This is a genomic window from Puniceicoccus vermicola (assembly GCF_014230055.1).
Lineage (GTDB): Bacteria > Verrucomicrobiota > Verrucomicrobiia > Opitutales > Puniceicoccaceae > Puniceicoccus > Puniceicoccus vermicola.
This window is the reverse complement of record NZ_JACHVA010000138.1, coordinates 105,201-116,105: the sequence shown is the minus strand read 5'-3', so window position 1 is coordinate 116,105 and position 10,905 is coordinate 105,201. Positions and strand designations below refer to the sequence as shown.

Genomic DNA, 10,905 nt, shown 5'->3' with positions numbered 1-10,905 from the left:
ATTCCGCTGCAGGAATCGTACGACTAAAGTCATGCGAGAACGGGGAAGGCCAAAGTAGCGAGAGCTTCCAGCTCTCGATTCGCGGCACAGGCTGGAAGCCTGTGATACGGGAGTAGGGCCGCAGCTTCAGCTGCGCTCTCGGCTCGAGTTGAAGATAGCCGGGATTCATCATAGTGCCCTCTCGGGCGCGTCATTCCTGAACGCCAGATGCGTATCCCGCTGCAGGAATCGCACGACTAAAGTCATGCGAGAACGGGGGACAGCCCAAAGTAGCGAGAGCTTACTTGCTTCGCTCGGGAGCTTCGCAGGACACGTCCAGCTCTCGATTGGAAGTTGACGATTGACCCGATCACACCGCCCAACCCCTCGGGGGGGCGGTTTCTGCCGAGAGATCTTGCTTCCTTGCATTAGATCCTGCTTCTTTGAAAAGCATGAAACCTCCCCCTCTTGCTGGTCATTGCTTTTGGATGTTGCTGTTCGGAGCGATTGCGCTTCAGGCGGTGGAGAAGGGGGCCCGACCCGAGCCGATGTCCGACGATCCCGCGGTGCGGGAGCAGTTCTCGCGAGGCCTCGATCTTCATCAGGAGGGAGTGGCGGGTGACGAGGATGCCGTCATCGAGGCGCAAGAAATTTTTGAAGAGATATTGGCCGAGAATCCGGATGACGCTCGAGCTCAGGTCTTTCTCGGCAATCTATACGTTCTGCGGGCGCGGGATGCGATTTTCTACAAGAAGATGGATTGGCTGAAAAAGGGGGTAGCCACCATTGACGATGCGGTGGCCGCGGCTCCCGAGGATCCGGATGTTCGCTCGGTGCGCGCAATCAATAGCTACCAGCTTCCGCGGATTTTTGGACGCCGTGATGTCGCCGAAGAGGATTTTGGTGTTCTGCTCGATTGGGCGCGGGAGGATCCTGAGCGTTATTCGGACTCTCTTCTTCGTTTTGTCTACTTTCACGCCGGGCTTTTTGAGGATAAGGTCGGCGACGAGGAGGAGGCGAAGACCCTCTTTGAATTGGCGTTATCCGTCCCTTCTGACAGCGTCTCCGACGAAGCCATCCGCGAAGCCATTGAAGACCTTTGAACTTGGCCGCGAGCCTTTCGAGCGGGTAGGGTTTGGGCCCTGGGCGGAGAGGGGAACTCGTCTGTCCGGTCGGGAACGTTTCTCTTTCTAAAAGTTATATCCGATCGTCGCCCCGCCGAGGAAGTAACTGGGGAAAATGTCTTTTTCAAAATCGACGTAGACGAAATAGCCCTCGAGTTGGAAGTTGCCGGGGAGGTCGTAGTTGAAGAGGACGTCAATTTCGATCGAATCCGATTCGATCGCATGGTTTCGCCCAATGCCGATGGCCGGGTTGATGGTTAGGTCGCCGAAAGTGGCCGAGCCTTTCAGGTAATAGAGTTCGAAATCGTTCTGGTTATTATAGGGATAAAGGTTGTCCTCCTTGAGCGGGTCGAAGATGTGAAAGGCTCCGGCTCCCGTATCAATGGTGTTGTCGCTGATCCAATAGACGCCACCACCAAGGGAATAACGTTCGAAGGCAAGTCCGGTGTACAAGAGTCCGCCCCAGGCATCTTCGTAGTCCGGTTCGATGGAGGTGGGGACCTGGTTGTCGTAGATGGCCAGAATGAGCTGGGTGTCCCAGTGGCTCTGGGCCGCTAGGTTCTCGGTCGGGATCGATGAGGTGAAGGTCGTCCCGTAGTAGGCCATCACGTCTTCCTGGTAATTGAAGTAGGGGCTGAGAGTGAAGTGAGAGCTGAAGGGGAGATCGATCACGGCAGCGAAAAATAGCTCCCCTGCCGCGGAGTTTACGGCATCAACGTCGTCCCAGCCGGTGATGCCATGAAGGTCGTAGTTATAGGTGGAATACCTGATCCAGCGATCAATGATGGAGAAATCTAGACTGTAGCCGCTTTCCGTTCCCGCGTGTAGGTTGAGCCCTTGCTGATAGTCGCCGTCGAGACCGGGGTTCGAAGGCATGGTCTTGCGCCCGATGTGGGCTCCCAAGGTTTGGTCATCGTTGAGGAACTCGAGATAGAGCTCTTCGATGTCGAAGGGTTCGGTGAAGACCGAATCGAAATCTCCGGTATGATCCTCCCAGACTTCTCCTACGGCGAGAAAAGCTCCTCCGGCCGAGAGTCCGTTATAGGTCGGAGTGACGTAGCGGGTTTGCAGATAGCCCCACGACAGTCCCGGCCCATCGCCCGCTTCGTTGTTGTAAATTCGCTGGTTTGCCCCGATCCCAATCTGCCCTTCCAGCTGTCCTCTCCGGAGAAATTCCGAGACGGAGTCTAGGAGGGATTCGGATTGTCCATTTTCCTGAGCGGCGGCGGTTGCGCCGGGAAGAATCGAAGCGGTGCCCCATGCCAATAGTATGCCAGCGGAGGGAAACCGCTTCCTTCGCGAAATCTCGAGCATCTGGATGGTTGGCATGGTTCGAATGGACCACGGTGTTCGGGAAGAAATTGGTCGGCCAAATTCTTCTGGCGAAACGAATAGGAGGATGCTGGTGGGGAGTAAAGTGGAATCTCCAAGCCGGAATGGGAGAAGGTCGATTTAACCCTTTGAGAGGGCGAAATGAAGATCTTGCCTAGGTGCGAAATTCCCGCCACCGTAATCGTAATGATCCGCAATGCTTCTCTTCTTCTCGCCCTTGCTTTGATGGGCTTTGGATGTGCCTCCCAATCCGAATATGGAATGGAAACAAGTCCCGTGGTTCAGGAAATGGACGATCAGAGTGATTCCGAAAGCCTTGGAGAAAAGATCACTGAGGATAATTTGGAGGCACAGGAGGACGGCGACGCGCCGATCTTCAACTACGACGATAACGGAAGCCCCGAGTAAGTTCGGGCAAAGTCGCGAGAGGATTGAGCTTTCGCTGGGTAGGAGGGGCAAACAGTCGGAGACTAGACTCCGCTCGATTCGCTCAGTGAGAAATTGACGGAATCGATTCCGGCGATGGAAATGGCGTCCATGACCTTGATGATGCTTTGGTGAAGAGCTAGGTCGGCGGGAGAGATGGTGACGATGGCGTCAACCTGATTGGCGCTCGAAGCTTCCTTAAAGCGGGTGAGCATGGCCGCTAGCTCCTGAAATCGGGGGGAGTCGGGAGAATCGTAGGCGAACTCGTTAACGATCACCTGACCATCGGCTCGAATCTCGATGATTTGTTCGTCGGGCATCTCCACCGGCTCGGACTGTTCGACGGTGCCGGGAAGCTCGAAGGAAAGGTCGGCCTCCTGCTTTTCAAGTGTGGCCGAGACCATAAAATAAATGAGAAGGAGGAAGACGCAGTCGATCATCGGAGCGATCTGGATCTCCGGCTTGGGTTGCGCTTTTTTCTTCAGACGGGCCATGGGATCTAATCCGATTGATAGGTGGAGTAGATGACGTTGTAAGCGCCTGCCTGAGCGCAGGCTTTCAGCACCTTCTTGATTTCGGAAAACGGTGTATCTTGATCCGCTCGTACTTGAACGCGGAGATCCGGAGTTTCGGCCACGAGGGGCTCGAGGACCTCGGGGAGTTCGTCAATCGATACTAGACGTGCCCCCCAATATACAGTGCCGTCCGCCTTGACCGAGATTGCCGTGCGATCGGAGAGATCTTCCGGAACGTCCGCTTGCTCACTTTCCGGGAGATCGAGTTTGATCCTCTTCTCGGCTTGGGCGAGGTTGCTCACGGTCATAAAGAAGACAAGGAGGAGGAAGACCATATCGATCATCGGTGCCATTTGAAAGGCTTCCGGTTCGGCGGGCTTTCTGCGCATCCTGACCACGAAACCTAAAGAATCGAAATCCGGGTAGAACGGAAGGAAAAAGAATCGGGGAGTTTTGTGAGGAGGGAGAGTCACGCGTCATTGTTCATCGATTCACTCGACCGTGACGGAATTGTTGTAGGATCTGACTACGGACCCTCCCAAAAGTGCAGATTTTATCTGTCCTTAGGGGAATTTTTACGAAAAGAGGGCTTTCTCTGGACCATTTCCGGTTTTTGCCGCGAGTCGCGTAAATTGGCATACCCGTTGCTTATACAAGATTGTATACATTCATGGATATGAGTGTATGGGCTTCGGTGGTCTCTGCCGAAACTCGTTCACCTGACACACAACGAACAAAGCAACAGAACGAAAAATGAAGACTAAATACTCGGCCGAAAGGCTTCAAAAATGGTTGGCGCTCTCCCTTATGTTTGGTGGGGCAGTTTCTCTGGCCGCACAGAATGCGGATCTTGAAATGACGGGCGACGAAGCCTTGGAAGAGACTCCTCCGGTTGAGGAGGCGGCAGTGGGTTCGGCGATCAGCGGTTGGCTGAGTCTCGACGTGAATACTCACTTTATTTCATACGGTTCCGACGTCTGGGGAACAGGGTCGGATGCAGAATTCCTTTTCCAGCCTTCGCTTGGATTGACGGCAGCGATTACCGAAGAGGTTTATGTCTTCGGTGGAATGTGGTTCGACATCAATGATCTGGCGGAATCCGGCATCGGTGACGATATTCAGGAAGTCGATTTCTGGGCGGGCGTTGGTTATGCCGTCGGAGACTGGAATTTCGAAGTGACCTACCAGGAGTGGATCTATGGCGGTGACGCTGAGCGCATCCTCGACTTGATGGCCAGCTATGCGACTTTCCTTAACCCGACGATCGTGGTTCACAATCGCGTTGATGGGAATGGTGATCAGGATACCGGAACCGTTGTCGTTCTCGGTGTTTCCGAAGGCACTTCCTACGAAAGCCTCGACATCTCTCTCGGTGCCAACGTGGCCTTCAACACGGATGACTACTACGGTGGTGATGCTGGCCTGACTTATGTCTCTGTGGGTCCGGAAATTTCCTTCCCTCTCTCCTTTATTTCCGAAGCCTACGGTGCTTGGAATGTGCATGGTGGAGCTTACTTCTACTACACTCCTGACGACACCATTCCCGGCAATCCGGAAGAAACTTTCGTTACCGGGAACATCGGTATCGGAATGGATTTCTAAGTTTGGAGATTACATCCCATTTCAGCGTCTCATCCCTGAGCGAACTGAAAACCAACAGAACTCAAACGATCCTACTTAGAAAATATGCATCAATCATTTCGTAAACTCTTACGCAGTTTCCGTGCGGGCGCTCTTGTGTCTGCCGGCGCGCTTCTGGGCCTCCATGCCCAGGCGGACGAGGATGACACCGTTAAAGTCGGTATTCTCCACTCCTTGAGTGGAACCATGGCCATCAGTGAGACCTCTCTACGGGACGTTTTGCTCTTCGCAATCGATGAAATCAACGCAGACGGCGGCGTTCTCGGTAAGCAGATCGAACCCATTGTGGTCGATGGTGCTTCTGATTGGCCGCTCTTTGCAGAGAAAGCCAAGCAGCTTCTCGTCCAAGACGAGGTTGCGGTTACCTTCGGTTGTTGGACTTCCGTGAGCCGCAAGTCGGTTCTTCCGGTCTTCGAAGAGTATGACGGTCTTCTGTTCTACCCGGTTCAATACGAAGGGGAAGAGCAGTCGCCGAATATCTTCTATACGGCGGAAGCAGTGAATCAGCAGGCAATCCCTGCGGTTGACTTCCTCCTCGAAGAAGGACGCGACAAGTTCTACCTGATTGGCACCGACTATGTCTACCCGCAGACCACCAACCTCGTGTTGTTGGAATACCTTCTCTCGAAGGGCATTCCTCTCCGCAACATCGGTGGCGGTCTTCGCAAGGACGCGGACGGTGAGGTGATCTCAGCCGGAACCTACACTCCGTTCGGTCACACCGACTATCAGCAAATCATGGCGGACATCAAAAAGTTCGCAGCTAGCGGAGACGCAGCCGTCATCAATACCATCAACGGTGACTCGAACGTGGCATTCTTCAAAGAGTATGCTGCTGCCGGTCTTACCGCGGAAGAGGTGCCGGTCGTTTCCTTTAGTCTGTCCGAGGACGAGTTCCGAAGCCTTCCGGCTGAAGACCTCGTCGGACAGCTCGGTTGCTGGACCTACTTCATGTCCCTCGATACTCCGGAAAACGAAGAGTTTGTCGCCAACTTCCAAGATTGGCTCCAGACTGCTGACGTGGATGGTCTCGAACGGGACGGTCGTGTGACTTGCAGCCCCATGGTCCTCTCCTACGACGGGGTGTATCTCTGGAAGAAAGCTGTGGAAAAAGCGGGGAGCTTCGACGTGGATAAGGTGATTTCAGCTCTGGAGAGCGGCATCTCCTTCGATGGCCCTGGCGGCACTGTGACCACCCAGGAAAACCATCACCTGACGAAGAACGTCTACATCGGTGAGACGCTTCCCGATGGTCAGTTCGAAGTCATTGAATCATTCGACGACGTCTACGGTGAACCCTTCCTAAAGGGCACCTTCTCGGAGGAGTAATGAATCCAATTAATTAGTATTAGTTGTTTGAAGAACCGGAGTTAACCCTTCGGATAGTTCCAAAGGGGAGGAGTCGGAGCGGCGGCCCGCTCCTCCCTGATGGAACTTATCTTTTCGGGACCAGCGCCACTCTCTCATATCTATCTCTGTGATGAAATCCCGTGTCACGATTACCCTAATCACCAGAGTCTTTCTTCTGGTATTGTTTGGGCTGGCATCCGACCTGAGGGCGGATGAAGCGCAGGCAAGACAAATCCTGGTGGAGGCCATCCTCTCCAGCGGCAAAGAGCAAACGGCTCTTGTTGAATCTCTTTCCAGCACCGCTGCACCGATAGTGCCGGACTACCTTGAATTTTGGAAACGCGGAAAGATCTACCTTTATCAAACGGATCCCGATGTGGATCCCATTCCTGTCCTTGAGCACGAGGCGGAGACCGAGGGGGAAGCCTCGACTTATAGCCGAATCGTAGACGGCGAAATCATTGTCGACGAGGCGGGGAATCCTTTGGTTCTCGATCCGGAGAAAATGGAAATGGCGCGGCCGGGCCGAAAGACTCGCCGGGTCTTCACCATGACGGTGGACCTTTTGGCACTGAGCACTCCCGATGTCAGTGATCGGGCCGACGCCGCCCTGAAATTGGGGCTTAAGCAGGACAAAGACATCCTTCCCAAGCTTCGTGAATTGAGCTCGAAGGAGACCGAGCCTTTGGTCATCGAAGCCCTTGAGGAAGGGATTGCGGTTTCCATGCTCGCCCACGGCAGCAAGGAGGAGCAAATGGAATCAATCCAGGTATTGAAAGATCGGAACTCGATCGCGGGTTTGGACGCTCTGAAGAACCTCCGCCACGATATCAATGACGGCTATGCGCCGTATCCCTTGACCGAAGAAGAGAAAGCCGAATTGGACGAGTCCATCGCCTCGATCGAGAGCTACATTTCGGTCACTGATTTTGTTGGGACCTGCTTTCGCGGGCTGAGTCTGGGAGCGGTTCTTCTGATCGTCGCTCTGGGGCTGGCCATAACCTTCGGCTTGATGGGGGTCATCAACATGGCTCACGGGGAGATGATTGCGATCGGAGCCTACGCCGCCTACATCAGTCAACAGATTTTCTATACGGTCTTCTCCCAGTCGACTTTCGCATTGGAAACCTACTTCCTCTTTGCGATTCCATTTTCATTCATCGTCGCGGCTCTTTGTGGCTTGGTGCTGGAGCGGACGGTGATCCAATTTCTTTACAAACGTCCTTTGGAATCCCTTCTGGCGACTTGGGGAGTCTCGCTGATTCTACAGCAGGGCTTTCGGTTGGTCTTCGGGGCGGCGAATCGCCAAGTCCGCTCTCCATCCTGGTTGCTGGGGAATGTGGAGATCTTTGACATCACTTTCGGATTCAACCGGATTTTCGTGATCGGCTTCGCCATTCTGATCGTGGTTGGCACATGGCTCCTCATGTCGAGGACTCCGTTTGGTCTTTCGATTCGGGCAGTGATGCAGGATCCACAAATGGCGGCGGCGATGGGGATCCGGATCAACCGGGTGCGGATGATGACCTTCGCTTTCGGGTCCGGACTGGCCGGCTTGGCGGGAGTCTTCCTTTCCCAGATAGGAAGTGTCGGGTCCAACCTCGGGCAGAGCTACATTGTCGACAGCTTTATGGTCGTCGTCGCCGGTGGAGTCGGGAATATCGTGGGCACCGTGATTTCCGCTTTGGGAATCGGAGTCACCGATCAGGCCCTGCAGCCTCTGCTCGGACCGGTGATGGGGCGGATCTGCGTCCTCATTGCCATTATCCTCTTCCTCCAGTGGAAGCCAGGCGGCCTGTTCCCCTCGAAGAGCCGCAACTTGGATTGATCCTTTAGCTTATTTGTAATCTCATGACCAAAATTAGCGAAAGCCAACGCTCCCTGATCGGAATCATCATTGTTACGCTGATCGTGGTGGTTGCTATGCCGATGCTGAATGCATTTGGCTCTGAAAGTTCCTTTTTCTTTGTCAGCGATTACCAGCTGAACCTCTGGGGGAAATACCTCTGCTACGCGGGGCTGGCGGTTTCCCTCAATCTTCTCTGGGGATACACTGGATTGCTCTGTCTCGGACAGGGGCTCTTTTTCGCTCTGGGCGGTTATGCCCTGGGCATGCACCTGATGCTGAAAATCGGCGAACAGGGCGCTTACAAGAGCGAGCTTCCCGATTTTATGGTCTTTCTCGGGTATAAGGAATTGCCCGCGCACTGGGTGCCCTTCGACAGTTTTGGGTTCGCCGTATTTGCCGTCCTTTTGGTTCCCGGAATCGTCGCTGGGATCTTTGGTTTTCTTGCCTTTCGGGCGCGGATCAAAGGGGTCTATTTTGCCATCATCACTCAGGCTCTGACCTATGCCGCCTGCCTTATGTTCTTTCAGAACAGTTTTACCTTCGGCGGAAACAACGGCTTTACGGATTTTAAGACGATTCTTGGGAGCAAGATCTTCGATCCGGTGACTCAGCGAACCTTGTTCACGGTGACTGCGGTCTACTTATCCCTCTGTCTCTTTTTTATCTGGTGGCTCACCCGCACGAAATTCGGAAAGATTCAACGGGCAATCCGTGACAGTGAGAACCGCGTGCGATTTTCCGGGTATTCGACCACGACCTACAAGTTGGCGATCTTTGTGGTTGCCGCTATTATGGCAGGGATCGTCGGAGCCCTCTATGTTCCCCAAGTGGGGATTATCAATCCCGAAGAGATGCGCCCGAGCAAGTCGCTGGAAATCGTCGTCTGGGTTGCTGTAGGTGGCCGGGCAACCATCCTGGGGCCAGTAATTGGTGCGGTCTTCGTAAACTGGCTGAAGAGCTACAGCACCTATCATTATCCGGATTACTGGCTGATCATCCTCGGGGCGCTTTTCGTCTTCGTCGTCCTCTTTATGCCCAACGGGATCGTCGGCCTCCCGCAACAATTGAAGTCGTCCTACAAACGGTATCGTCACTGGTTCCAGAAGAACAAGGAAGCCGAGAGTGCTGCCTGATTTACCCTGTATCTAATTCTATTCATGTCGACCCAAGAACAGGCCGCATCCAAGAAAGAGTTCATCCTCACCTGCGAAGGTCTCAACAAGAGCTTTGACGGGTTTAAGGTGATTGATGACCTGAATCTCTACATCGATAAGGGTGAATTACGGACGATCATCGGTCCCAATGGTGCGGGAAAAAGCACGTTCCTTGATCTGATTACCGGCCGCATTCGTCCTGACAGCGGCAGGATCGAGTTTGGACCGGGAGAAGGGGTTCAGCTCACAAAAATGAGGGAGCACCAAATCAATCGATTGGGAATCAGCCGCAAGTTTCAGACTCCCTCAGTCTATTCCGATCACACCGTATACGACAATCTTCTGATGTCCCTGAACCGCAACCGGGGAGTCTTCGCGACCCTGTTCTACCGGGAGACGCCCGCGGACCGGGAACGAATTGATGAGATCCTCGAGACAATCCGGATGACTGAAAAGAAACAACTGATCGCCGGATCCCTCTCGCATGGACAGAAGCAGTGGCTGGAGATTGGTATGTTGCTGGCGCAGGATCCCAAACTCCTCCTGGTCGATGAGCCTGCTGCCGGGATGACCGACGAGGAGACGGAGCGAACGGGGGAGTTGCTTCTCAGTCTCGCGGGAGCTCACAGCCTCATCGTCATCGAGCACGACATGGTTTTTGTACGTCAGATTGCGACCAAGGTTACGGTTTTGCATCAGGGCTCCATTTTGAGGGAGGGCAGTATTGATCACGTTCAGTCTGACCCGAGAGTGGTTGAAGTGTATTTGGGCCGACAGCACGAAAAGTAAGGCGAATCATGAAAGCGGAAAACAACGATTCTCCTGAAAAGCTGGTTCTCGAAACCCGAGGGCTCAAAGCGTATTACGACCAGTCAATTATCATTCGCGGTGTGGACCTGGAAGTCCCCCCTGGGAAGGTCGTGTCCCTCATGGGCCGAAACGGAGTGGGGAAGACCACGACCCTCAAGGCCATCTACGGCTTGGTCGATTCGACGGAAGGGGAAGTAATTCTCGACGGAGAGGCCATCCAAGGGTTTGCCCCGGAGAAAAGAGCGCGCCAAGGTCTGGCCTACGTCCCTCAGGGCCGCCACATCTTTCCGACTTTGACGGTCTGGGAAAACCTCCAAACCGCGATCATCGTCCACGGCGACAAGGCGCGCGAGCAGCTCGATTTTGTCTACACTCTTTTTCCCGTCATCAAAGATATGCTGAAGCGGAAGGGAGGGGTGCTCAGCGGGGGGCAGCAGCAGCAGCTGGCGATTGCCCGCGCACTCTTGACCTGCCCCAAACTGCTGATTCTCGACGAGCCGACCGAAGGCATCCAGCCGTCGATCATCGACCAGATTGAGGATACCATCAAAATGCTTCGCGAGACCGGGCGGATGGGAATCCTACTCGTTGAGCAGTATCTGGATTTTGCCAAAGCGGTCAGTGACCGTTTCTACGTGATGGATCGGGGGATGACCGTTGCCCAGGGATCCATTGCTGAATTGTCCGATGAAATCGTAACCAGCCACCTCCAAGTCTAATCAGTT

11 protein-coding genes are annotated in these 10,905 nt (G+C 54.1%); 8 read left to right on the top strand and 3 right to left on the bottom strand.

Annotated elements, in window-relative coordinates:
- The first annotated feature begins 431 nt into the window (after nt 1–431).
- Nucleotides 432–1,082 (top strand): tetratricopeptide repeat protein, encoded by a 651-nt coding sequence (locus tag H5P30_RS20055; protein ID WP_185694702.1) that lies wholly within the window; start codon nt 432–434, stop codon nt 1,080–1,082.
- Nucleotides 1,083–1,169: 87 nt separating this feature from the next.
- On the opposite strand, the gene H5P30_RS20050 is transcribed toward H5P30_RS20055, so the two are convergent.
- Nucleotides 1,170–2,432: a hypothetical protein gene (locus tag H5P30_RS20050; RefSeq protein WP_185694701.1), complete on the bottom strand. Its 1,263-nt coding sequence runs from the start codon at nt 2,430–2,432 to the stop codon at nt 1,170–1,172.
- A gap of 144 nt (nt 2,433–2,576) precedes the next feature.
- Between H5P30_RS20050 and H5P30_RS20045 the strand changes: the two genes are divergently transcribed.
- On the top strand, nt 2,577–2,843 hold the full coding sequence (locus tag H5P30_RS20045; protein WP_185694700.1) for a hypothetical protein: 267 nt from the start codon (nt 2,577–2,579) through the stop codon (nt 2,841–2,843).
- 62 nt (nt 2,844–2,905) lie between these two features.
- Here H5P30_RS20045 and H5P30_RS20040 read toward each other — a convergent pair whose 3' ends face one another.
- Nucleotides 2,906–3,355: an ExbD/TolR family protein gene (locus tag H5P30_RS20040; protein ID WP_185694699.1), complete on the bottom strand. Its 450-nt coding sequence runs from the start codon at nt 3,353–3,355 to the stop codon at nt 2,906–2,908.
- A 5-nt stretch (nt 3,356–3,360) separates the two neighbouring features.
- Nucleotides 3,361–3,765 (bottom strand): ExbD/TolR family protein, encoded by a 405-nt coding sequence (locus H5P30_RS20035; protein ID WP_185694698.1) that lies wholly within the window; start codon nt 3,763–3,765, stop codon nt 3,361–3,363.
- A 364-nt stretch (nt 3,766–4,129) separates the two neighbouring features.
- Here H5P30_RS20035 and H5P30_RS20030 point away from each other — a divergent pair, with 364 nt between their 5' ends.
- From H5P30_RS20030 to urtE, 6 genes are all read left to right on the top strand, one after another.
- Nucleotides 4,130–4,978, top strand: a complete 849-nt coding sequence (locus H5P30_RS20030) for a hypothetical protein (RefSeq protein WP_185694697.1) — start codon at nt 4,130–4,132, stop codon at nt 4,976–4,978.
- An 84-nt stretch (nt 4,979–5,062) separates the two neighbouring features.
- Nucleotides 5,063–6,346: an urea ABC transporter substrate-binding protein gene (gene urtA, locus H5P30_RS20025; protein ID WP_185694696.1), complete on the top strand. Its 1,284-nt coding sequence runs from the start codon at nt 5,063–5,065 to the stop codon at nt 6,344–6,346.
- Nucleotides 6,347–6,497: 151 nt separating this feature from the next.
- Nucleotides 6,498–8,195 carry an urea ABC transporter permease subunit UrtB gene (gene urtB / locus H5P30_RS20020; protein ID WP_185694695.1) on the top strand — a complete coding sequence of 566 codons (1,698 nt, stop codon included), beginning with the start codon at nt 6,498–6,500 and terminating at the stop codon, nt 8,193–8,195.
- Nucleotides 8,196–8,218: 23 nt separating this feature from the next.
- A complete protein-coding gene (urtC, locus tag H5P30_RS20015) occupies nt 8,219–9,349 on the top strand; it encodes an urea ABC transporter permease subunit UrtC (protein ID WP_185694694.1) in 1,131 nt (376 codons plus the stop codon).
- 24 nt (nt 9,350–9,373) lie between these two features.
- Complete coding sequence (gene urtD / locus H5P30_RS20010; protein ID WP_185694693.1) at nt 9,374–10,159, top strand: urea ABC transporter ATP-binding protein UrtD; 786 nt, start codon at nt 9,374–9,376, stop codon at nt 10,157–10,159.
- A gap of 8 nt (nt 10,160–10,167) precedes the next feature.
- Nucleotides 10,168–10,899 (top strand): urea ABC transporter ATP-binding subunit UrtE, encoded by a 732-nt coding sequence (urtE, locus tag H5P30_RS20005; RefSeq protein WP_185694692.1) that lies wholly within the window; start codon nt 10,168–10,170, stop codon nt 10,897–10,899.
- The last annotated feature ends 6 nt before the right edge of the window (nt 10,900–10,905 follow it).